Raw genomic sequence first — 22,345 nt, 5'->3', positions numbered from 1 at the left:
GCCCGTCCGGCCCACCGGCCGGGCGGCGTGCGGCGTGCCGCGCGCTTCAGTCAACTCCAGTTTTGAGGACGTAACCGTGAACAAACTCGCTCTTGCGCTCGCGCTTTCGGCGCTGGGCCTCGCCGCGTGCTCGACCGCATCCGGCCCGACCTACAGCGCCTCCGAACTGCAGCCGCGCGACGGCGTGCGCACGTTCCAGGTCGACTGCCACGGCGTGCTGTCGGGCCCGCAGACCTGCATGAACGCCGCGCGCAAGATCTGCGGCGAGCAGCCGGTGCGCGTCGCCGATTCGGCGCATGCACTGCGCAACCACGCCGATCCGGCCACGCTGGTCTTCCAGTGCGGCGCCGCACCAGCCGAAACGGCCGCGGCCGCCGCGCCCGTGCCGACACCGGCGCCCGCGCCCGCGGCGGTCGAACACGTGAACCTCGCGGGCGACGCGCTGTTCGCAACGGGCCAGGCCACGCTGACGCCCGCCGCGCGCGCATCGCTCGACAAGCTGCTGAGCGAACGCGAAGACCACACGTACACCGAAGTGACGGTCACCGGCTATACCGACTCGGCCGGCAGCGACGCGGCCAATCTCGCGCTGTCGAAACGCCGGGCGGACGTCGTCGCGCGCTACCTGCACGCGCACGGGCTGAAAGCTCATACGATGGCGGTCGCCGGCCGCGGCAGCGCCGATCCGGTCGGGTCGAACGCGACGGCCGAGGGCCGTGCGGCCAACCGTCGCGTCGAGATCTCGCTGAAGCGCTGACGCGCCGAACAGCGGCCCCGCGCCGCCCCTCCGCTATGTCAAACATCGTCATGGCCCTCCACAAACCGGCGTCTTCCGTGCCACAATCGCCGCAGACTGTCGCCGGAACTTTCCGCCCGCGTCGCGCGCCGTGCCAGCTTCGCGCGACGACACACCGGAATCCGGCGGCCGCCTCGCGATCCGCGCCGCCCGATCCGTCGTCAGCGCGCGCCGACGCGAACGCAACCACGACAATCCACGGCGCGCCGTCCGCAGGCCAGTCGCTCGACACCAGCGCCTGACGCGCGACGCCGCAGAGGAAACCAACCGGTGACGTACATCGATCAAGCCGCGTCAGGCGGCACTCGCAGAGAACGACCGGCGGTCGGCATCTCGCTGTTTGCGCGTGACGGCCAGGCAATCTGGGAAAACGGCATTCATCAGAACATCGCGTATCTCGCGATGATGCTCAAGCGCTCGGACCGCATCGGTCCGGTCTACTTCCTGAACGGCGGCGACGCGAACGCGCTGCCCGCCGGCCTCGAACTCGACGGCCTCGACGTACCGCTCGTGAAACCCACGGACGTCACGCACGACATCGACGTCGTGATCGAGATGGGCGCACAACTGCCGGTCGAATGGCTCAGGCACGTGAAGGCGCTCGGCACGAAGCTCGTCGCGTGCTACGTCGGCCATACCTACAGCGGTCTCGCCGAAACGCCGATCTTCGGCAAGCCGTCGGGCCACGTGTTCAACGGCACGCAGTTCGACGAAGTGTGGGTGCTCGAGAAGTCGCAGAAAATCGACGTGCCGCTGTTGCGCACGCTCACGCGCGCGCCGGTCCATACGATGCCGCATCTGTGGTCGCCGTATTTCCTCGACCGCCGCATCGCCGCGCTCGCGAGCGGAGGCGTGACCTTCGGCTATCGGCCCGGCCGCCGCCCGTGGCACCTCGCGACGCTCGAACCGAACATCTCGGTCGTCAAGTCGTGCCATTACCCGATGCTCGCGTGCGACGAGTTCTATCGCGCGCATCCGGAGGCCGTGCAACATCTGTTCGTCGTCAATTCGATTCACATGAAGGCGCATCCGACCTTCGTCCATTTCGCCAACAACCTCGACCTCGTGCGCCAGCAGAAGGCGACGTTCGAGCCGCGCATGGACCTGCCCGGCTTCATGGCCCGCCACGCCGATGCGGTCGTCTCGCATCACTGGGAAAATCCGCAGAACTACCTTTACTACGACGTGCTGTACGGCGGCTATCCGCTGATCCACAACTCGACGCTGCTCGGCGACGCCGGCTACTACTATCCGGACTTCGATTCGGCCGCAGGCGGCCGCGCGCTGTACGACGCGTGGCTGCATCACGACGAGCGGCTCGACGACTATCGCGCGAAGGCCGGCCGGCTGCTGCAGGCCGTCTCGATCGACAACCCCGCGAACCTGGACGCGTTCGTCGCGCGCCTGGTCGCCTGAACCGGAGCATACGCATGTCGGACTCCAATGCCCGTCAAGCGCCCGGCGAGGGCAAGCGTCTCGTCGTCGGCGTGTCGCTGTTCGTACGCGGCGCCGGCCAGTCGCTGTGGGAAAACGGCATCTTCCAGAACTGCCTGCTGCTGATCCTGCTGCTGCGCCAGTCGCCGCTCGTCGCCGAAGCCGTGATGGTGAACGGCGGCGAACAGGTCGCCGATCCGCAGATGATGCTCGGCGAATGGGACGTGCCGCTGCTGTCGATGGACGAAGCGCTCGAGCGCTGCGACGTACTGATCGAAATGAGCGCGCAGTTCGGCGCGGACTACCTGCGCGCCTTCCACGAGCGCGGCGGCAAGATCGTCACGATGCGGGTCGGCAACGACTACGTGATCGACATCGAGCGCGCGATGTTCGACAAGCCGTCGGGCTTCCTGTTCTCGGGCGCGCCGTACGACGCGGTGTGGACGATTCCGGAATTCGAGCGCTCGTGCCTGCACTACTACCAGACGGGCCTGCGCGCGCCGGTGACGATCGTCCCGCACATCTGGCATCCGATGCTGTTCGACAAGGCGCGCGCGACGCTCGGCGCCGGCTTGTCGTACGGCTATCGGCCGGGCAAGCCGCGCTGGCGCGTGACGATGTTCGAGCCGAACATCTGCATGGTGAAAACGAGCATCATTCCGATGCTGGTGGCCGAGGAGGCCTATCGCGCGAAGCCGGATTTCCTCGAATTCGTGCGCGTGTGCAACACGCTGCACCTGAAAGAGCATCCAACCTTCGTCCACTTCGCGAAGAGCCTCGACATCGTGAACCACGGCATCACGACGTTCGAAAGCCGCTATGCGGTCTACGAGTTCATGGCCGCCTACGGCGACGCGGTCGTGTCGCACACGTGGGAAAACGCGCAGAACTACCTCTATTACGAACTGCTGTACGGCGACTATCCGCTGATCCACAACTCGCCGTTCCTCGGCAAGGCCGGGTATTTCTATCCGGACTTCGACTGTCAGGCCGGCGGCCGGGCGCTGCTGCAGGCGTTCGCGCAACACGACGCGAACCTCGACGCCTACCGCGAGCAATCGAAGCACGTGCTCGACTCGGTCAGCATCTACAACCCCGAGAACGTCGCCGCCTATTCGGACGCGATCGCGGCGCTCTATCGCGACGCATGACGCGCCGCCCTTTCCGGACTCCGACATGAACGCACACTCGTCCCTCTCCCGCGCGAAATGGCTGATCGGCTGCGCCGCCGCGTCCCTCGCGATCGGCGCGCACGCGCAGGCCGGCGGCGAATCGGCGGACGCGCTGCTGCGCGACGCCGACACCGTCTTCAAGCAGCTCGACGCGGGCCAGTACGGCGCGGTATGGGCCGATTCGGCCGCGTTCGTGAAGGCGCGCATCAAGCAGGACCAGTTCGCGGCCGACATGCAGCGCGCGCGCCAGTCGGTCGGCACGGTGCGTCATCGCGGCTGGGCGCAGATCACGCGGATCCGCTATACGAACGCGGGCACGACGCCGGACGGGCTGTACGCGAACGTCGACTATGCAACGACGCTCACCACCGGCACGACCGTGTACGAAAAGCTCAGCTTCCGCCTCGAGGACGACGGCCTCTGGCATCTGACCGGCTACGTGCCGCGTCAATCGCAAAACTACGCGCCCTAAGCCGCGCGCCCGGAGCCAGCGATGAAGATCAATGTCGCGATTACGATGAACGTGCAGCGCGACTCCGCGCAGTCGATCTGGTACAACGGCGCGAACCAGCATTGCGTGTTCCTCTACATGCTGCTGAAACGCTCGCCGCTGATCGGCAACGTGTGGCTCGCGCACGACGACGGCATCACCGACTATCCGCCGGCGCTGATGATGGACGCGTTCGGCGACGCACTGCGGCCGCTGTCGGCGATCGTCCACGACACCGACCTGCTGATCGAGATGAACGCGTTCATCGACTCGTCGCACACGGACGCCGTGCGCCGACGCGGCGGCAAGTGCGTGTCGTACCGCTTCGGCAACGACTACGTGATCGCGGTCGAGACGATCAACTTCGGCAAGAACGACTGGCGGCCGAACCCGAACCGCGTGCAGTTCGACGAGATCTGGACCAATCCGCAGCACATGCATACGTGCGCGGCATATTTCCGCGCGGTCTATCGTGCGCCGGTGATCGAGCTGCCGCACATCTGGTCGCCGTACTTCATCGAACGCAGCCTCGACGCCGACCCCGAGCTCAAGGCGCGGTTTGGTTATCGCAATCACGGGCCGGCCAAGCGCATCGCGTTCTTCGAGCCGAACCTGAACGTCGTGAAAAGCTCGATCGTGCCGATGCTCGCCGCGAACGCGTGCTACGTCGAGCATCCCGACCTGATCGAACACGTGTACATGACCAACACGTTCGACAAGAAGGAAAACGTCGCCTTCAAGCACCTCGCGCTCGGGCTCGAGATGGTGCGCGACGGCAAGGCGACGGCGGACGTGCGCGCGCCGTTCGTCGCGTGGGCCGCGCATCATACCGACATCGTCGTGTCGCACCACTGGGAAAACGGCCTGAACTACCTGCTGTACGACGCGCTGTACGGCAACTACCCGCTCGTGCACAACTCGGCGTTCCTGCGCGACGTCGGCTATTACTATCCGGACTTCGAAATCTTCGACGCCGCGCAAGCGATCGCAACCGCCGCGCAGACGCACGACGCGCGGCTCGACGACTACGCGGCGGCGGCACGCCGCTGCCTGCAACAGGTCGATACGCTCGCCGAGCACAACGTGCGTACGTATTCGGAGCAGATCCAGCGCCTGTTCGGCGGCCGTACGCCGGGCTGACGGCCTTCCCCACATCCCATCCATCCGCGCGCCGATGAATCAGACCATCCGCAATTTCGTCGTGATCGAATCGATCCACGGCCCGTTCCTGATCAATCGGCACTGCGACCTGCAGGCCGACGCGCTGATCAAGACCGGCCGCCCGCATATCCAGCGCGAGCTCGACACGATCATGCACGTGATCGACCAACTGCCCGACGGCGCGATCGCGGTGGACGGCGGCGCGAACGCCGGGCTGGTGTGCGTGCCGATTGCGCACCGGCTGCGCGAGCGCGGCGGCCAGGTGTACGCCTTCGAGCCGCAGCGCACGCTCTATCATGCGCTGGGCGGCACCATCGCGCTCAATGAGCTCGACAACCTCCATCTGCTCAACATGGGGCTCGGCAGCAGCAACGGCACGATGAAGGTGCCGGACGTCGACTACGGACGCGCGAGCGACTTCGGCCAGGTCTCGCTCGTCGGCGAACACGCGGCGGGCGGCACGCCGACGCCGATCGTCAGACTCGATTCGCTCGGCCTGCCGCGGCTCGATTTTCTGAAGCTCGACATCGAAGGGATGGAGATCGACGCGCTGCGCGGCGCGCGGCAGCTGATCGAAACGCATCTGCCGTGGTGCTGGATCGAGTACTGGAAGGTCGGCATGGAGGCGATCGCCGACACGTTCGCCGGGCTCGACTACACGTTCTTCCAGATCGACGGGCTCAACATGCTGTGCGTGCCGAATGCGCGCTGGGACCGGCAGCGGTTGTTCATCTCGGGCGAGCCGCTCGTCACCGCGCCGGCTACGCAACGCGGCGCTGCCGCCGCTGCGATAGCGGACGCCGACGCGCCCGAAACGAACTGGAACCGCGCGCTCGAGCACGAGGCGCGCTGCGAATGGGGGCACGCGATCGACCGCTGGCTACGCGCGCGCGGCCGCGGCCTCGACGACGATGCGATCGCGTTCCAGCTCGCGTCATGCTACGGCTTCGCCGGCGTGCCCGACGCCGGCCTCGCGGCGCTCGAACGCTTCGGCGACCGGGCCGTACTGCCCGATCCGCTGCGCGGCCGCGTCGAGCTGGCGCGCTCGGCGCTGCTGCTGCGCGCCGGCCGGCGCGACGAAGCCGCACGCGCGACCATCGCCAGCGAGAAAGTGCTGAGCGCCGCGCAGTTCGGGTTGCCGATCGAGCGGCTCTACGACGGCCAGCCGCTGCACGGCAAGCGGCTGCTCGTGGTCAGCTACGGCGGCATTGGCGATCAGCTTCAATACGCGCGCTACCTGCATGCGCTCGACGCGCTCGGCTGCGCGGCGGTGACGGTCATCGTCCCGGCCGCGCTGGCCACGCTGATGCGCCACACGTTCCCGCAGATCGAATTCGTCGCCGCGCAGGGCCCGTGGATCGACGCGTCGGAACTTGCACACGATTACTGGTGCTCGTTCCTCGTGCTGGCCGCAATCTTCGGCTTTGCGCCGGCGCCGGAGCACGCACCGACTGCCTATCTGTCATGCCCGCCGGAGCGCGCGGCCGCGTGGCGCGAGCGCATCGCGCGCGACGGCAGCGCGCCCGGCACGCGCCGCATCGGGCTGAACTGGCGCGGTCGCGAAGAGAGCGACGCACGCTTTCTGCGAGCGGCCAGCGTGCGCGATCTGGCGCCGCTCGCACGCCTGCACGGACACGCGGCGTACTGCATGAACCGCGAAATGTCCGCGCAGTCCGAGCAGACGGATCTGCCGATCACCTTCGCGTATCATGCGATCGAGGATTTCAGCGACCTGGCCGCGCTGATGCTCGCGATGGACGCGGTCGTCACGACCTGCACCGCGCATATCCATCTGGCCGGCGCGTTGGGCGTGCCGGCAGTTCTGCTGCTGAGCCCGAAGGCCGATGCGCGCTGGGAAACCGGTTCGCAGACGGCGCTGTACCGCAGTGTCCGGATAGCGCGCGCCGCCCATCCCGGCCGATGGGATGACGCGATCGATCGCGCGCTCACGTACGTGCTTGGAGAGTTCCGGAAGTGACTGACGAAGCGGCCGACGACAAGCGGCCGACACCCGCGATCGGCCGCTAGGCCGGCTCGCGCTGTGCGCGCCACGTGGCGAATACGCGGCCATGCCGTTGCCCGATGCGCGCCACGCGCGCGAAACAGCGCGCCGCCATCCCGCTGAAGCCGCGCGCCTGCTGCGCGAGGCTGCCCGACACACCGCGCGCGATCACCGAATCGTCGCCGCAGGCGCCGGCGAACACGCCGGCAAAATAATGCCGCGCCGCGCACTCGCGGCCGTCGGCATCGAGCGGCTTCAGCGCGCGAATATGCCGTTCGACGGCTTTCAGGCCTTCGAGAAACGGGGCGATGTCGACGGCCGCATCGGCTGCCTCGCGGGCTTCGGCATTGAACTCCCGCAGCATGTCGGCCAGCTCGGCGAGCGCGACCAGCCCGCCTGCGCCATCGCGCCGCTCGTGCACCCCGTGTCCGGTCTTCAGCTTCGTCACCGCCATGCTCTCGCTCCTTTGCGATCCGCCATTGTCCGATACCGTACCGACGCGTGCTGCCACGCTGTCACGCGGCGGCCGGCGACCGCCACGAGAAGCGGATGCCCTGCGCCCACGCGACGCCGGAATCCACCAGAATCTCCCGGTCGAGTTCGTTCTCGACGCCTTCGACGACGACGTGTCGCGCATTCTCGTGCGCAAACGCAATGAGCCGGCGAAACTGGTAGCGCCCGATCGCATTGCGCTTGATCAGCGACAGCACCGACCGGTCGAGCTTCACGATGTCCGGATTGCCGACCACCAGATTGTTCAGCGCGCTGTAGCCGACGCCGAAATCGTCGATCGCGACGCGGCAGCCGGCCTGGCGGAACCGATGCACGAACGCGCGCCCGGCAACGGGGTTCAGCGGCTCCGTCTCCGTGATCTCGACGACCAGCCGCGCTGCAACCGACGGCTCACGTTCGAGGCGCCGGAAGATCGCTAGCCACGCGCTGTCGAGCACCGCACTCGCCGCCGCGATGTTGCAGCCGTATACGGCATTCGGATCGGCACGCAGCGCATCGATCGTCCGGCCGACCACGAGCCGGTCGAACCAGCGCATCAGGCCGAGCGCCTCGAGGCGCGGCAGAAATGCGCCTGGCGCCAAACTCTCGCCCGCGCCCCAGCGCAACCGCGCGAGGCATTCGTGATACAGAACGCCGCCGGACAGATCGGCCCGGCATACGGGCTCGCGCGCGAACCCGAGCCGGCTTTCGACGAAACTGCGTACCGACGCGGAATCCGGGTGATCGTCCGACGCGCCGAACACGCACTCGATATCGTCCCGATTCCGTTCCCTGTTAGCCTCCAGGCGAGGTTCGACCGCATTCATCCGGCGCTCCGGCAAATGGCGAGCCGCCGATGGACGGCCCGCGCTCACGAAACATATGGCAGATGCCGACCACGACACGTGCCACCGCTTACCCGGCCCATCCTCAGGTTTTCATCTTTTCCGACAGCGTACGTTTCATGCCGGCGCGCCGTCAAACACGGCATTGTCAAGGATATTCAAATACCATTAATACACCACGTACCCGATTCATTGACGGTGCGACAGGTCACATAACCCGCCGATTCGGAAACAATCGGGTTCGGCCGCCGGCGCCTCTCATCCGCCGACACTCAGCATGGTTCGATTTGTTCGAAAACGCCTGAACGTTATTAATTTGATGTGACGATTATGTATTTTCGATATTGGCGGCCGAATCCGCCGAATCTGCCGAAACGCAACGCCGTCGCGCCACGCGGCAGAACAATCAATAGCGAATATTAAGTGTCCGGTCGCGGCCGGATCGAATGCCGCTGCCGCAAGCGGGATTGATAACTCACGAAACGCAATTTTGAAAAATCAAATAGACAATTGATCTTCAAATAATCTTACGATTATCTGCCGAAAGATGTTTAACAATCTTTCAGACCAGTTAACCTATAAAATTATTTCTGACGGACTTCCCCCTCGGAGCCGTCGATTTTCGTGCCTTCAAACCGTCGAATCTCCCCGTTTCGACGGTTTCTTTTTTTATCGCGTCGCCAGCGATTGTCTCGGACCTGAATCCGGGAATCGCGTTGCCCGTCACGCGAGCGTCGCGCCGATCAGATTCGCGAACAGCGCGTCGTATTCGGCGACCAGCGCCGGGTTCGCCGACGTGTAGCGGCGCAGGATCTCGCGCTGACGCCGCGTGTAGCCTTCCCAGTCGTCGTCGTGCGTATGCAGCGCGTGCAGCAGCGCATCCGCGCCCTTCTGCACGTCGTTGTCCGGATAGTAGTAGCCGAGATCGGGCGCGAGGCTGGCGTTGTGCACGAGCGGATAGCCCTGCCAGCACACGTCGAAATAGAAGTAGTTGAGCGGGTTCGACCATTGATGCGACACGACGACGTCGGTCATGTCGGCGAGGAACAGCGGCGTCTCGAAGCGCCCGACGAAGCTAGCCTTGCCCGCGCGCACGATGTCCAGGTAGTTCATCAGCATCACGAACTCGGGGCTGTCGTGCGCAAGCCGGTCGGCGTTCGTCACGTGCGTGAAGCAGATCGCGTCGGGGTCGCGCCGATACGCTTCGTCGATGATCAGCATCGGATACACGCAGAACTTCACGACGTCGTGGTTCGGCTCCATCACCGTGAGCCGCTTGCCGGGCTCGGTGCGCGGCCGGTATTCGCCGTGCCCGGGCAGCACGGCCGCACGCTCGGTGACGAACATCGGGTCCCACACGAACGGCACCACGCGCCCCGGACAGCGGCGCAGCGACTGCAGGAACGGCAGCGACGACGGCGCGATCTGCGGAATCGCCCACACCTCGTCGTAGCCGCGGTTGATGAACAGCGAATCCCACATCCGGCGGCCGAACAGCATCGACTCCATCGCGTTGATGTACTCGACGCCGCAGCAGTAGCTGACGAGCTTCGCGCCGCGCGCCTTCAGGTAGGCCGTCTGCGCGCCGTCGATCTGGCCGCCCAGCTCGATCACCACGTCGAGCGCATCCTTCATGTCGGCGAACGCGCGCGTGTCGTACACGGTGCGATCCCACGGCAGCGCGTCGGTCAACGGCACGTCGGTCGTGTTGACCAGCGTCACGCGGTAGCCGTGCGGCGACGCCATCAGCAGCTTCGCGAGAAACAGTGCGTTCTGCTTGATGCCGTTGATCCACATGCTTTCGTCGGCGGTGCGCAGGCCGATCGTGATACCGATACGCAGGCCGTTCAGGACAGGAGACTTCATCGTGGGCGGGAGGAGAGATGGACTGGACGCAGTGTAGCGCGGCCGGCAGCCGCGCGAACTATCCGCCAGTCTAACGTAGCGTGCGCCGCCCGACTGTCATGGATCGTCATGCGCCGCGCGGGCGCCCGGCCACTCGAACGTGCGCCCGAGCGCGGGCTTTTCACGCGTTGCCAACGCCGATCAACCTGCTGCTTGCCGCTGCCGCTGCCGCTGCGACGGCAGCCGGCGTCTCGCCCGGCCCGCCGGCCGACGCTCGGCCGCTGCCTGCGTCAGCCTTCCGCCATCATCAGCAGTTGCGCGCCATCGGCGACCTGATCGCCGACGCCGTACAGCACTTCGGCGACGACACCCGGCCCCGGCGCGCCGATCGTGTGCTCCATCTTCATCGCTTCCATCACGATCAGCGGCGTGCCGGCCTCGACCTTCTGGCCCGGCTCGACCAGCACCGCGATCACCTTGCCGGGCATCGGCGCGGTCAGGCGGCCGCCGCCGTGCTCGGCATCGCCCGCATGCGCGAGCAGGTTGCGCCATTCGAACGTCTCGGCCGCGCCCTGCGTGAACACGTGGAACGTATCGCCGTCGGCATAGACGCGCCCGCTGCTGCGCACGCCGCCGAGCGTCACGTCGAAGTCGAGCGGCGTCGCGCCGCGCGTCCACTCGAACGGCTGCGCGGCGGCGTCGCCGATCGCGAGGCACGCACGGCCGCCGTCGTCGTCGTACGCGACCGTCAGGTCCACTTCGCGCTCCGGCTCATGCCATTCGAGCGTGCGGCGATAGCCGGCGTTCAGACGCCAATCCGGCAGCGCGCACCACGGCGAGCGGCCCGCATGCGCGGCCGCGTCGCGCTCGCGCGCGAAGAGCGCGGCGCACGCCAGCGCGAGCGCCGCGCGCGGCGGCTTGCGCGGCGCGAACAGTGCGTCGTGATTGCGCTCGATCAGGCCCGTGTCGAGATCGGGCATCGTGAACGGCTCGCACGCGACGATCCGCTGCAGAAACGCTGCGTTGGTGTGCAGCCCGACCACTTCGCACGCGCGCAGCGCGCGCAGCATCCGGCCGAGCGCTTCCGCGCGATCCGCGCCGTGCACGATCAGCTTCGCGATCATCGGATCGTAGAACGGCGTGATCGCATCGCCTTCGCGCACGCCGCTGTCGACGCGCACCGGCGCGCCGATCGCGAACTCGACGCCGTCCGGCAGCCGCAAATGCCTGAGCGTGCCGGTGGACGGCAGGAAGCCGCGCGCCGGATTCTCCGCATAGAGGCGCGCCTCGATCGCATGGCCCTGCACGCGCAGCTCGTGCTGCTGCAACGGCAGCGGCTCGCCCGCGGCGACGCGCAGCTGCCATTCGACGAGATCGAGCCCCGTGACCATCTCGGTCACCGGATGCTCGACCTGCAGCCGCGTGTTCATTTCCATGAAATAGAACGCGTCGCCCGTCATGATGAATTCGACGGTGCCCGCGCCGACGTAGCCGACCGCGCGCGCCGCCGCGACGGCCGCTTCGCCCATCGCCTGCCGCACGTCGTCGTGCAGGCCGGGCGCCGGCGCTTCCTCGAGCACCTTCTGGTGACGACGCTGCACCGAGCAGTCGCGATCGAACAGGTAGACGGTGTTGCCGTGCGTGTCGCCGAACACCTGCACTTCGACGTGACGCGGCCGCGTCAGGTACTTCTCGATCAGCACGCGATCGTTGCCGAAGCTGCTCGCGGCCTCGCGCTGGCACGACGCGAGCGCCGCCGGGAAGTCCTCCGAGCGCTCGACCACGCGCATCCCCTTGCCGCCGCCGCCCGCACTCGCCTTCAGCAGCACCGGGTAGCCGATCCGGTCGGCTTCGCGATGCAGATGGGCCGGCATCTGGTCGTCGCCGTGATAGCCGGGCACGAGCGGCACCGCCGCCGCGTGCATCAGCGCCTTCGCGGCCGCCTTCGAGCCCATCGCGGCGATCGCGTCGACCGGCGGCCCGATGAACGCGATGCCGGCCGCGTGACACGCCTGCGCGAAATCCTCGTTCTCGGACAGGAAGCCGTAGCCGGGGTGGATGGCCTGCGCGCCGGTGGCGCGCGCGGCGTCGATGATGCGCTCGATGCGCAGGTAGCTGTCCGCGGCCGCCGAGCCGCCGATGTGCACGGCTTCGTCGCAGGCGGCGACGTGCTTCGCGTTCGCGTCCGCGTCGGAATAGACGGCGACGCTCGCAATCCCGAGACGTTTGCACGTCGCGGCGACGCGGCAGGCGATTTCGCCGCGATTGGCGATCAGAATCTTGTCGAACATGGCTTCGATGTCGTCCGGAAAGTGATGGGCACGCCGTCAGTCACGCCACGAAGGCGTGCGTTTTTCGAGGAAGGACGCGATCCCTTCGCGCGCTTCCGCGCCGGCGCGGGTGCGCGCGATCCAGTCGGCGGTCTGCTCGATGAGCGTCGCGTCGAGCGGCCGGCCGGCCACGTCGGCAACGAGCCGCTTGCAGGCCCGCACCGCGTCGGGGCCGTTCGCGACGAGCGTCGCGGCCAGCTTCGCGACCGTGTCGTCGAGCGCCGCGGCCGGCACCGTGTCGTGAACGAAGCCGAGCGACGCGGCGCGCGCGCCGTCGAACACTTCGGCCGTCGTGAAGTAGCGGCGCGCCGCCCGCTCGCCCATCGCGCGCACCACGTACGGCGCGATCGTCGCGGGGATCAGCCCGAGCCGCGCTTCCGACAGGCAGAACTTCACGCCGTCGGCCGCGATCGCGATGTCGGCCGCCGCGACGAGGCCCACGCCGCCCGCGTACGCGTCGCCGTGCACGCGCGCGATCACCGGCTTGCTGCAGCCGTGGATCGCCTCGAGCATGCGCGCGAGCTTGCGCGCGTCGGCGCGGTTCTCGGCGTCCGAGTAACCGGCCATCTTCTTCATCCAGTTCAGGTCCGCGCCCGCGCAGAACGCCGCGCCTTCGGCGGCGAGCACGACCGCCCGCACGCCCGCATGCGCGTCGAGCCATTCGAACGCGGTGGTCAGCTCGGCGATCGTCGTCTCGTTGAACGCGTTGCGCACGTCCGGCCGCGCGAGCGTGACGGTCGCCACGCGGCCGGCCTCGGTTACCTTGATCGTTTCGTATCGCATCGGTGAGTCCTCCGCGCCGTCACATGCGGAACACGCCGAAGCGCGTCTCGTCGATCGGCGCATTCATCGACGCGGCGAGGCCGAGCCCGAGCACGTCGCGCGTCTGCGCCGGATCGATCACGCCGTCGTCCCACAGCCGCGCGCTCGCGTAGTACGGATGGCCCTGGCGCTCGTATTGATCGCGGATCGGCTGCTTGAACGCTTCCTCTTCGTCGGCCGACCACGTGCCGCCCTTCGCCTCGATCCCGTCGCGACGCACGGTGGCGAGCACCGAGGCCGCCTGCTCGCCGCCCATCACCGAGATACGCGCGTTCGGCCACATCCACAGGAAGCGCGCGCCGAACGCGCGGCCGCACATTCCGTAGTTGCCCGCGCCGAACGAGCCGCCGATGATCACCGTGAACTTCGGCACCTTCGCGTTCGACACGGCCGTCACCATCTTCGCGCCGTGGCGCGCGATGCCTTCGTTCTCGTACTTGCGGCCGACCATGAAGCCGGTGATGTTCTGCAGGAACACGAGCGGGATCTTGCGCTGGCAGCACAGCTCGATGAAATGCGCGCCCTTCACGGCCGATTCGGAGAACAGGATGCCGTTGTTCGCGACGATCCCGACCGGATGGCCCCAGATGTGCGCGAAGCCCGTGACGAGCGTCGTGCCGAAGCGCGCCTTGAATTCATCGAATTCCGAATCGTCGACGATCCGCGCGATCACCTCGCGCACGTCGAACGGCTTGCGCGTATCGACCGGAATCGCGCCGTACAGGCTGCGCGCGTCGTAGCGCGGCGGCTTCGGCTCGCGCAGCGCGACCGGCGCGGCGATCTTCGGCGCGAGATGGCTGACGATGTTGCGGGCGATCGACAGCGCGTGCGCGTCGTTCTGCGCGAGGTGGTCGACCACGCCCGACAGCCGCGTGTGCACGTCGCCGCCGCCGAGATCCTCGGCGCTCACTTCCTCGCCGGTCGCGGCCTTCACGAGCGGCGGTCCGCCGAGGAAAATCGTCCCCTGGTTCTTCACGATGATCGACTCGTCGCTCATCGCCGGCACGTACGCGCCGCCGGCCGTGCACGAGCCCATCACGACCGCGATCTGCGCGATGCCCGCGGCCGACATCGTCGCCTGGTTGTAGAAGATCCGGCCGAAGTGGTCGCGATCGGGAAACACGTCGTCCTGATTCGGCAGGTTCGCGCCGCCCGAATCGACGAGGTACACACACGGCAGGCGGTTTTCCGCGGCGATTTCCTGCGCGCGCAGATGCTTCTTCACGGTCATCGGGTAGTAGGTGCCGCCCTTGACCGTCGCGTCGTTGCACACGATCACGCATTCGCGGCCGGCGATGCGGCCGATCCCGGTGATCAGGCCCGCGCCCGGCGCGTCGTCGTTGTACATCCCGTTCGCGGCGAGCTGCGACAGCTCGAGGAACGGCGCACCGGGGTCGAGCAGCTGGGCGATCCGGTCGCGCGGCAGCAGTTTGCCGCGCGCGAGGTGCTTGTCGCGCGCGGCCTGGCCGCCGCCTTGCGCGAGCTGTTCGATCTTCGCGCGCAGATCGGCGACGACGGCCTCCAGCGCCGCGGCGTTCGCGCGGAAGTCTTCCGAGCGCGGGTTCAGTTTCGATTCGATGATCGGCATCGGCGAGGCTCCGTTCGCGTGACGTGGGGCGTTACATCGTTTCCGCGAACAGCTCGCGGCCGATCAGCATGCGGCGGATCTCGCTGGTGCCGGCGCCGATCTCGTACAGCTTCGCATCGCGCCACAGCCGGCCGACCGGATATTCGTTGATGTAGCCGTTGCCGCCGAGGATCTGGATCGCCTCGCCGGCCATCCAGGTGGCCTTCTCGGCCGTGTACAGGATCACGCCCGCACAGTCCTTGCGCACCTGGCGCAGGTGGTCGCTGCCGGCCGAGTCGAGATGGCGGCCGACCGCGTACAGATACGCGCGGCACGCCTGGAACGTCGTGTACATGTCGGCGACCTTGCCCTGGATCAGCTGGAATTCGCCGATCGACTGGCCGAACTGCTTGCGGTCGTGGATATACGGGACCACCGCGTCGAGACACGCGGCCATGATGCCCGTCGGGCCGCCCGACAGCACCGCGCGCTCGTAGTCGAGGCCGCTCATCAGCACCTTCACGCCGCCGTTGAGCTGGCCGAGGATGTTCTCCTCCGGCACCTCGACGTCCTGGAACACCAGCTCGCCCGTGTGCGAGCCGCGCATGCCGAGCTTGTCGAGCTTCTGCGCGACCGAGAAGCCGTTCATCCCCTTCTCGACGATGAACGCGGTGATGCCGCGCGAGCCGGCGTCGACGTCCGTCTTCGCGTAGACCACCAGCGTGTCGCAGTCGGGGCCGTTGGTGATCCACATCTTCGTGCCGTTGAGCACGTAGCGGTCGCCGTGCTTGTCCGCGCGCAGCTTCATGCTGACGACGTCGGAGCCGGCGTTCGGCTCGCTCATCGCGAGCGCGCCGATGTGTTCGCCCGACACGAGCTTCGGCAGGTACTTGCGCTTTTGCGCGTCGCTGCCGTTGCGGTGGATCTGGTTCACGCACAGGTTCGAGTGCGCGCCGTACGACAGGCCGATCGACGCCGAGGCGCGCGAGATCTCCTCCATCGCGACCATGTGCGCCGTGTAGCCCAGGTTCGCGCCGCCGTATTCCTCGGAGACGGTCATGCCGAGCACGCCGAGATCGCCGAACTTCTTCCACAGATCCATCGGAAACTGGTCGGTGCGGTCGACCTCCGCCGCGCGCGGCGTGATTTCCTTCGCCGCGAACGTCGCGACGGCGTCGCGCAGCATCTCGATGTCTTCACCGAGCATGAATTGCACGCCAGGCAGGTTGATCATGTCTCCTCCGTCTCCAGAAAGTTGCGCATGCGCCGATTTCTGAGTTTCGCTCAAATCGGATCAATGCGTCGATTCATTAAGCCAATGCAGCGTATATTTCGCACAGTTTCGCGCGTCGTCCGGTTTGGCGTCAATAGTTTTTTGAGTGACACTCAGATATCATTGCGGGCATGACAGACGCCCGCCCCGACACCATGACCGCCACCGCCAAAGCCGAGCGCGCCGAGCCGTCGCGCGCCCCCGCCGGGCGCAAGTCCCAGCAGCGCGTGCAGGACATCCTGCGCGCCGGGCGCGAGGTGTTCGCCGAAAAGGGCTACGAGCATGCGACGGCTGCCGAGATCGCGCAGCGCGTCGGCGTGTCGGAGGCGACGGTGTTCAGCTATTTCCGCGGCAAGCGCGAGCTGTGTGCGCGCGTGATCGCCGACTGGTACGACGAGATCATCGCCGCGTTCGAACTCGGCATGCCGCAGGAAGCGTCGGTGCAGCAGCAGTTCGCGTTCATCGTGCGCACGCACCTGCGGCTGATGCTGGTGAACGGCACGGGGCTGTGTGCGCTGGTGCTGTCGGAAGGCCGCGCGAAGCAGCATGCGCTGAGCGACGAGCTGACCGCGCTGCAGCGCCGCTACACGGCGCCGCTGATGGATGTGCTGGCGCGCGGCCAGGCGGCCGGCCAGGTGCGCGGCGACATGCCGCTGAGCTTGCTGCGCTCGATGGTGTTCGGGCCGATCGAGCACGTGCTGTGGGACGCGATCCTCGGGCACCGAAAGCTCGACACGGAAACGACGGCCACGCAGCTGATCGACATGCTGTGGGCGGCCGTGCAGCCGCCCGCGCCGGAGCAGGCGGCGCTGGTGCGCTTCAGGAACGAGGTGGCCGAAGCGATGCGCCGGCTGGAAGGACACGCGCCGGAGGCATGATGCGGGCGGCAGTGTTGTGCCGCCGTGATCCGTAGCTCGACGCGCGTGGCGCGATGGCGCCTCGCTGCCGCTACGACGCGTCCGCGGCCCGCAACGGCGCGCGGCTTTGCTCGTTGTTCAAATGGACGAACTTGCGCAACAGCCGCACCAGTTCGCGTGAGTCGTCTTCGCCCATCCCGTCGAACAGGCCCGCGCGCAACGCCTGCACCGACGGAATCAGATGCGTGAGCAGTTCGACGCCCGCCGGCGTCAACAGCAGGCGCCGCTGCCGCCGCGGCAGCACTTCGCGCACGATCAACCCTTTCGCTTCGAGGCGCGCCGCCAGATCGGCGGTCGTCGACGTGTCGAGCGCGACGCGCTGCGCCAGCGTCACCTGGTCGAGCCCGGGGCTTTCCTGGAGCATCCTCAGCACCGCGTACTGCACCGGCGTGACGTCGCGCCCCAGCTTCTCGTAGAACATCGCCACCGCGATCTGGTGCGCGCGCCGGATCAGGTGCCCCGGTTCGTCGTACAGATCGAACGGGAAAGCCGGCACGTCGGCGGGGTTCGTTTTTTCCATGGATGAGTCGGTCACATAAGGCGGCGCGCGCGGTTGCGCGCGCCAGCGGCATCGCGCAGCGTCGCGCCATTGGCCGGGAAAACCAGTATACCGCCCGCCTTGTCGTCGCCCATTTCGATAAGTACACTGAATCTCATTCAGTACACGGAATGAAGAAGTGCCGACCACCGGCACCGCCCCGAAGGAGACGACGAACGTGTTTCTCAAGAACGCTTGGTACGTGGCATGCACGCCCGATGAAATCGACGGCAAGCCGCTCGGCCGCAAAATCTGCAACGAATCGATGGTGTTCTATCGCGCGGCGGACGGCCGCGTCGCCGCGCTCGAGGATTTCTGCCCGCACCGCGGCGCGCCGCTGTCGCTCGGCTTCGTGCGCGACGGCGTGCTCGTCTGCGGCTATCACGGGCTGGAGATGGGCTGCAACGGCAAGACGGCGGCGATGCCCGGCCAGCGCGTCGGCGGCTTTCCGGCGATCCGCAGCTTTCCGGTGGTCGAGCGTTACGGCTTCGTGTGGGTGTGGCCGGGCGATGCGTCCCGCGCCGATCCGGCCGCCCTGCCCGCGCTGACGTGGGCCGACGATCCGGCGTGGGCGCACGGCGGCGGCCTGTATCACATCCGTTGCGACTACCGGCTGATGATCGACAACCTGATGGACCTCACGCACGAGACCTACGTGCACGCGACGAGCATCGGCCAGAAGGAAATCGACGAAGCACCGCCGAAGACCACCAGCCACGGCGACGAAGTCGTCACGAGCCGCTTCATGCACAACGTGATGCCGCCGCCGTTCTGGCAGATGGCGCTGCGCGGCAACGGGCTCGCCGACGACGTGCCGGTCGACCGCTGGCAGATCTGCCGCTTCACGCCACCGAGCCACGTGATGATCGAAGTGGGCGTCGCGCATGCGGGCCACGGCGGCTACGACGCGCCGGCGGAGCACAAGGCGTCGTCGATCGTCGTCGATTTCATCACGCCGGAAACCGACGGTTCGATCTGGTATTTCTGGGGAATGGCGCGCAACTTCCGGCCCGACGACGATGCGCTGACCGCGACGATCCGCGAAGGCCAGGGCAAGATCTTCGCCGAGGATCTCGAGATGCTCGAGCGCCAGCAGCGCAATCTCGAGCAATGGCCCGAGCGCAAGCTGCTGAAGCTCAATATCGACGCGGGCGGCGTGCTGTCGCGCAAGGTGATCGACCGGTTGCTCGCCGCCGAGGAGGCGGCCGGCGCGCCGTCGGCCGCGGGTGCGGTCGTGCGGATCGAGGCGGCGTCGTGAGCGCGCCGACGCTGACCGTCCGGGTCGCCCGCAAGTGGCAGGAAGCGCGCGACATCTGCGGCTTCGAATTCGTCGCCGACGACGGTTCGCCGCTGCCGCGCTTCGACGCTGGCGCCCATATCGACGTCCATCTGCCGGGCGGCCTCGTGCGCCAGTATTCGCTGTGCAACGACCCGCGCCACGGCGATCGCTATCGGATCGCGGTGCTGCGCGACGCCGACGGCCGCGGCGGCTCACGTGCGATTCACGATGAGGTCAGGCAGGGCGACACGCTGCGCATCGGCATGCCGCGCAATCAGTTCCCTCTCGCGCGCGACGCCTCACACCATCTGCTGCTCGCCGGCGGCATCGGCGTCACGCCGATGCTCAGCATGGCCGAACAGTTGTCCGCGGCCGGCGAGTCGTTCGACCTGCATTACTGCGCGCGCTCGCTCGAACGCATGGCGTTCGTCGAGCAGATCAATACCGCCGCGTTCCGCGACCGCACGCGCCTGCACGTCGACGACGGCGACGCCGCGCAGCGCTTCGATCTCCCCGCCGCGCTCGACGCGGCGCCTGCCGGCACGCACCTGTACGTCTGCGGCCCGCGCGGCTTCATGGACGCGGTGCTGGACGCCGCACGCGCACGCGGCTGGCCCGACGCGCGGCTGCACTACGAGTTCTTCGGCGGCGCGGTCGTCGCGTCGGGTGCGGAGCGCGCGTTCCAGGTCCGGCTCGCGAGCAGCGGCAAGGTGGTCGACGTGCCGGCGGATTGCACGGTCGTCGCCGCGCTCGCGGCCCACGGCATCGACGTGCTGACCTCGTGCGAGCAGGGCGTATGCGGCACCTGCGTGACGCGCGTGCTCGAAGGCGAGCCCGACCATCGCGATTCGTATCTGACGGAAGCGGAACAGGCCGCCGGCGACCAGTTCATGCCCTGCTGTTCGCGTGCCCGCAGCGACCTGCTCGTGCTCGACCTGTAGACGCGGCACGCGGGCGGCCATAGGCCGCCGTTCCCGATGCAGCAGACGATCGACGTGTCACCCACACGGCGGTCACTTCGCGAGCCGCGGCCGCGACGGCTTCGACGTGCGCCGTCCCACATTTACAATTGAAAACGATTCTCATTACATATATCATGCGCATCCTGCCGCGGTGACGCATTCGGACGCTGCGGCTCTTTCCTCAGCACTCCGTCATTGAACGATTCATGTCATTTCGTCGACCGCTCCGCCGCGCGCGGGCTTTGCGTCCGTGGCGCGCGGGCCTGCCTGCCCTGATCACCCTTTGCGTCGCCGGCGGCGCACACGCGCAGGCCCAGCGTGCCGCGCCTGCCTCGGCGGCCTCGGCGGCCGACGCGGCGTCGCCCGCCGCGCCGCCCGCGGCCGAGCGCGAACTGCCGGCGATCAGCGTCAGCGCGTCGGCGGTCGCCGATCCGACCGTCGGCTACCAGCCGCGCACCAGCAGCATCGCGGGCGGCGACGATCGCGCGCTCAAGGACATTCCGCAATCGATCGCCGTCGTCAGCAGCGCCGTGATGGAGGACCAGCACGCGAACTCGCTCGACGACGTGCTCGGCAACGTCAGCGGCATCACGCAGACCAACACGCTCGGCGGCACGCGCGATGCGTTCATCAAGCGCGGCTTCGGTTCGAACAACGACGGCTCGGTGCTCGTCGACGGCGTCCGTACGCCGGTGCTGCACAGCTATCTCGCGACGATCGATCGCGTCGAAGTGCTGAAGGGCCCGGCTTCGCTGCTGTACGGGATGCAGGACCCGGGCGGCGTGATCAATCTCGTCACGCGCAAGCCGGAGGCCGAATTCGGCGGCTCGATCTCGGCATCGCGCACGAGCCACGGCGGCAGCAGCGCGCAGTTCGACCTCACCGGTCCGCTCGGCAAGCCGGGGCAGGTCGCCGGCGGCACGCTCGCGTTCCGCCTCACCGGCGAATACGACACGAGCCGCTACTGGCGCAGCTTCGGCCGCGAGCGCGATGCGCTGATCGCGCCCGCGCTGTCGTGGCACGACGCGAACACGTCGATCGACGTCGCCTATCAATACGTCGACTACACGACGCCGTTCGACCGCGGCACCGTGCTCGTCAACGGCCGCCCCGACGATGCGCTGCGCTACCGCCGCTACGAGGAGGCGTGGTCGCAGAGCGCCGGCATCCAGGAAACGCTGCGCGCGCGCATCGAGCATCGCTTCTCCGACGCCTGGCGTGTCCGCGCGACCTACGGCTGGGGCCGCGATCGCTACGATCAGTACCTCACGCGCGCGACTGCGTTCAACAGCAAGACCGGCGCGCTGACGCGCTCGTCCGACGCGAACCTCGGCCGCAACGACGCCGATCAGATCGCGACGCTCGGCCTGCTCGGCAACCTGACGCTCGCCGGGATGCACCATGCGCTGTACATCGGCGGCGAATACGAACGGCAACGCAGCTTCCGCGGCGACACGATCCGCGGCACGGCGACCAAGGGCTTCGATCTCTACGATCCCGTGTACGGCCTGCTCGCGCCGGGCGGCACGGTCAGCGCCAAGCAAAGCGATTCGCTGTCGAAAGTCCACGCGTATTCGATGATCGTGCAGGACACGGTGAAGCTCACCGAGCGGCTCACCGCGTCGGCGGGGCTGCGCTGGGAGGACTGGCAGCAGGAATCGGGAATGGGCCGGCCGTTCGTGTTCGCCGACCGCTCGCACGGCAACGTGTGGCTACCGCAGTTCGGGCTCGCGTATGCGCTCACGCCGTCGCTGACCGCGTACGCGAACGTGAGCCGCTCGTTCAAGCCGAACGTCGCGTCGAACGTGGCCGCGCCGCTCGCGCCGGAATTCGGCCGCGTGCTGGAGGCCGGGCTGAAGTTCAGCATGACGCCCGCGATCAGCGGCACGCTCGCCGCCTACCAGATCGACAAGCGCAACGTCGCGGTCACCGTGGGCGACCTCACGTCGACGATCGGCACCGCGCGCTCGCGCGGGATCGAGCTCGACGTCGCCGGGCAGCTCACGCGGCACCTGAGCCTGATCGGCAGCTACGCCTACACGAACGCGAACGATCGCGACAGCGACACGCCGCTCGTCAACGTCGCGCGCCACACCGGCAGCCTGTTCGCGGTGTACGACACGGCGATCGCGAATCTGCCCGGACGCTGGCGCTTCGGCGGCGGCGCGCGGCTGGTCGGCGCGCGGCCCGGCGACACCGCGAACAGCTTCACGCTGCCCGGCTACGTGACGGTCGATGCGTTCGCCGCGTATGAAACGATGGTCGGCAAGTTCCCAACGCGCATCCAGCTGAACGTGAAGAACCTGCTCGACAAGACCTACTACCCGTCGAGCAACAGCAACCTGATCGTGGCGGTCGGCGAGCCGCGGCTCGTCACGCTGACGACCACGGTGTCGTTCTGATGCGCGGCGGCCGCGCGC

18 protein-coding genes are annotated in these 22,345 nt (G+C 67.7%); 10 read left to right on the top strand and 8 right to left on the bottom strand.

The window, feature by feature from the left end:
• Window positions 1-76 precede the first annotated feature (76 nt).
• The 6 genes from AK36_RS01570 to AK36_RS01545 all read left to right on the top strand — a co-directional run bounded on the left by AK36_RS01570 (window position 77) and on the right by AK36_RS01545 (window position 7,031).
• Window positions 77-757, top strand: coding sequence for an OmpA family protein (locus tag AK36_RS01570; RefSeq protein ID WP_045577704.1), 681 nt, complete (start codon window positions 77-79; stop codon window positions 755-757).
• A gap of 309 nt (window positions 758-1,066) precedes the next feature.
• Window positions 1,067-2,212, top strand: coding sequence for a DUF2827 domain-containing protein (locus AK36_RS01565; protein ID WP_011880835.1), 1,146 nt, complete (start codon window positions 1,067-1,069; stop codon window positions 2,210-2,212).
• Window positions 2,213-2,226: 14 nt separating this feature from the next.
• Window positions 2,227-3,381 carry a DUF2827 domain-containing protein gene (locus tag AK36_RS01560; RefSeq protein ID WP_045577703.1) on the top strand — a complete coding sequence of 385 codons (1,155 nt, stop codon included), beginning with the start codon at window positions 2,227-2,229 and terminating at the stop codon, window positions 3,379-3,381.
• A 25-nt stretch (window positions 3,382-3,406) separates the two neighbouring features.
• On the top strand, window positions 3,407-3,874 hold the full coding sequence (locus tag AK36_RS01555; protein ID WP_045577702.1) for a DUF4019 domain-containing protein: 468 nt from the start codon (window positions 3,407-3,409) through the stop codon (window positions 3,872-3,874).
• Window positions 3,875-3,895: 21 nt separating this feature from the next.
• Entirely contained in the window at window positions 3,896-5,032 is a 1,137-nt protein-coding gene (locus tag AK36_RS01550; protein ID WP_011880838.1) for a DUF2827 family protein, read from the top strand.
• Between the two features lie 34 nt (window positions 5,033-5,066).
• Window positions 5,067-7,031 carry an FkbM family methyltransferase gene (locus tag AK36_RS01545; RefSeq protein ID WP_045577701.1) on the top strand — a complete coding sequence of 655 codons (1,965 nt, stop codon included), beginning with the start codon at window positions 5,067-5,069 and terminating at the stop codon, window positions 7,029-7,031.
• A gap of 46 nt (window positions 7,032-7,077) precedes the next feature.
• Here AK36_RS01545 and AK36_RS01540 read toward each other — a convergent pair whose 3' ends face one another.
• The 7 genes from AK36_RS01540 to AK36_RS01510 all read right to left on the bottom strand — a co-directional run bounded on the left by AK36_RS01540 (window position 7,078) and on the right by AK36_RS01510 (window position 16,190).
• Window positions 7,078-7,509, bottom strand: a complete 432-nt coding sequence (locus AK36_RS01540; RefSeq protein ID WP_045577700.1) for a hypothetical protein — start codon at window positions 7,507-7,509, stop codon at window positions 7,078-7,080.
• A 61-nt stretch (window positions 7,510-7,570) separates the two neighbouring features.
• On the bottom strand, window positions 7,571-8,374 hold the full coding sequence (locus AK36_RS01535; protein ID WP_011880841.1) for an EAL domain-containing protein: 804 nt from the start codon (window positions 8,372-8,374) through the stop codon (window positions 7,571-7,573).
• Between the two features lie 741 nt (window positions 8,375-9,115).
• Complete coding sequence (locus AK36_RS01530; RefSeq protein WP_011880842.1) at window positions 9,116-10,258, bottom strand: DUF2827 domain-containing protein; 1,143 nt, start codon at window positions 10,256-10,258, stop codon at window positions 9,116-9,118.
• Between the two features lie 269 nt (window positions 10,259-10,527).
• Window positions 10,528-12,528, bottom strand: a complete 2,001-nt coding sequence (locus tag AK36_RS01525) for an acetyl/propionyl/methylcrotonyl-CoA carboxylase subunit alpha (RefSeq protein ID WP_045577699.1) — start codon at window positions 12,526-12,528, stop codon at window positions 10,528-10,530.
• Window positions 12,529-12,564: 36 nt separating this feature from the next.
• Window positions 12,565-13,350: an enoyl-CoA hydratase/isomerase family protein gene (locus tag AK36_RS01520; RefSeq protein WP_014724022.1), complete on the bottom strand. Its 786-nt coding sequence runs from the start codon at window positions 13,348-13,350 to the stop codon at window positions 12,565-12,567.
• Between the two features lie 19 nt (window positions 13,351-13,369).
• On the bottom strand, window positions 13,370-14,977 hold the full coding sequence (locus tag AK36_RS01515; RefSeq protein WP_014724023.1) for a carboxyl transferase domain-containing protein: 1,608 nt from the start codon (window positions 14,975-14,977) through the stop codon (window positions 13,370-13,372).
• A gap of 31 nt (window positions 14,978-15,008) precedes the next feature.
• Complete coding sequence (locus AK36_RS01510) at window positions 15,009-16,190, bottom strand: isovaleryl-CoA dehydrogenase (RefSeq protein ID WP_045577698.1); 1,182 nt, start codon at window positions 16,188-16,190, stop codon at window positions 15,009-15,011.
• A gap of 170 nt (window positions 16,191-16,360) precedes the next feature.
• Between AK36_RS01510 and AK36_RS01505 the strand changes: the two genes are divergently transcribed.
• On the top strand, window positions 16,361-17,107 hold the full coding sequence (locus AK36_RS01505) for a TetR/AcrR family transcriptional regulator (RefSeq protein ID WP_080938586.1): 747 nt from the start codon (window positions 16,361-16,363) through the stop codon (window positions 17,105-17,107).
• A 70-nt stretch (window positions 17,108-17,177) separates the two neighbouring features.
• Here the strand turns inward: AK36_RS01505 and AK36_RS01500 are convergent, their stop codons facing one another.
• The gene (locus tag AK36_RS01500) at window positions 17,178-17,666 is read right to left on the bottom strand and encodes a MarR family winged helix-turn-helix transcriptional regulator (protein WP_011880848.1); all 489 of its coding nucleotides are present in this window, start codon (window positions 17,664-17,666) and stop codon (window positions 17,178-17,180) included.
• 196 nt (window positions 17,667-17,862) lie between these two features.
• Between AK36_RS01500 and AK36_RS01495 the strand changes: the two genes are divergently transcribed.
• From AK36_RS01495 to AK36_RS01485, 3 genes are all read left to right on the top strand, one after another.
• A complete protein-coding gene (locus AK36_RS01495) occupies window positions 17,863-18,942 on the top strand; it encodes an aromatic ring-hydroxylating dioxygenase subunit alpha (RefSeq protein ID WP_041494232.1) in 1,080 nt (359 codons plus the stop codon).
• Entirely contained in the window at window positions 18,939-19,904 is a 966-nt protein-coding gene (locus AK36_RS01490) for a PDR/VanB family oxidoreductase (RefSeq protein ID WP_011880850.1), read from the top strand. Before AK36_RS01495 ends, AK36_RS01490 begins: the two co-directional genes overlap by 4 nt.
• A 227-nt stretch (window positions 19,905-20,131) precedes the next feature.
• Entirely contained in the window at window positions 20,132-22,327 is a 2,196-nt protein-coding gene (locus AK36_RS01485; RefSeq protein WP_045577696.1) for a TonB-dependent siderophore receptor, read from the top strand.
• The last annotated feature ends 18 nt before the right edge of the window (window positions 22,328-22,345 follow it).

Origin of the sequence: Burkholderia vietnamiensis LMG 10929, from assembly GCF_000959445.1 — a bacterium.
In the GTDB taxonomy this organism is placed as follows: domain Bacteria; phylum Pseudomonadota; class Gammaproteobacteria; order Burkholderiales; family Burkholderiaceae; genus Burkholderia; species Burkholderia vietnamiensis.
This window is presented reverse-complemented; position numbering and strand designations above follow the sequence as displayed.

Bases quoted from the DNA above. Each gene is read 5' to 3' on its own strand.
- AK36_RS01560 (WP_045577703.1), top strand. From the start codon at position 2,227: ATGTCGGACTCCAATGCCCGTCAAGCGCCCGGCGAGGGCAAGCGTCTC.
- AK36_RS01520 (WP_014724022.1), bottom strand. From the start codon at position 13,350: ATGCGATACGAAACGATCAAGGTAACCGAGGCCGGCCGCGTGGCGACC.
- AK36_RS01515 (WP_014724023.1), bottom strand. From the start codon at position 14,977: ATGCCGATCATCGAATCGAAACTGAACCCGCGCTCGGAAGACTTCCGC.
- AK36_RS01555 (WP_045577702.1), top strand. From the start codon at position 3,407: ATGAACGCACACTCGTCCCTCTCCCGCGCGAAATGGCTGATCGGCTGC.
- AK36_RS01500 (WP_011880848.1), bottom strand. From the start codon at position 17,666: ATGGAAAAAACGAACCCCGCCGACGTGCCGGCTTTCCCGTTCGATCTG.
- AK36_RS01550 (WP_011880838.1), top strand. From the start codon at position 3,896: ATGAAGATCAATGTCGCGATTACGATGAACGTGCAGCGCGACTCCGCG.
- AK36_RS01525 (WP_045577699.1), bottom strand. From the start codon at position 12,528: ATGTTCGACAAGATTCTGATCGCCAATCGCGGCGAAATCGCCTGCCGC.
- AK36_RS01535 (WP_011880841.1), bottom strand. From the start codon at position 8,374: ATGAATGCGGTCGAACCTCGCCTGGAGGCTAACAGGGAACGGAATCGG.
- AK36_RS01510 (WP_045577698.1), bottom strand. From the start codon at position 16,190: ATGATCAACCTGCCTGGCGTGCAATTCATGCTCGGTGAAGACATCGAG.
- AK36_RS01530 (WP_011880842.1), bottom strand. From the start codon at position 10,258: ATGAAGTCTCCTGTCCTGAACGGCCTGCGTATCGGTATCACGATCGGC.
- AK36_RS01545 (WP_045577701.1), top strand. From the start codon at position 5,067: ATGAATCAGACCATCCGCAATTTCGTCGTGATCGAATCGATCCACGGC.
- AK36_RS01485 (WP_045577696.1), top strand. From the start codon at position 20,132: ATGTCATTTCGTCGACCGCTCCGCCGCGCGCGGGCTTTGCGTCCGTGG.
- AK36_RS01505 (WP_080938586.1), top strand. From the start codon at position 16,361: ATGACAGACGCCCGCCCCGACACCATGACCGCCACCGCCAAAGCCGAG.
- AK36_RS01540 (WP_045577700.1), bottom strand. From the start codon at position 7,509: ATGGCGGTGACGAAGCTGAAGACCGGACACGGGGTGCACGAGCGGCGC.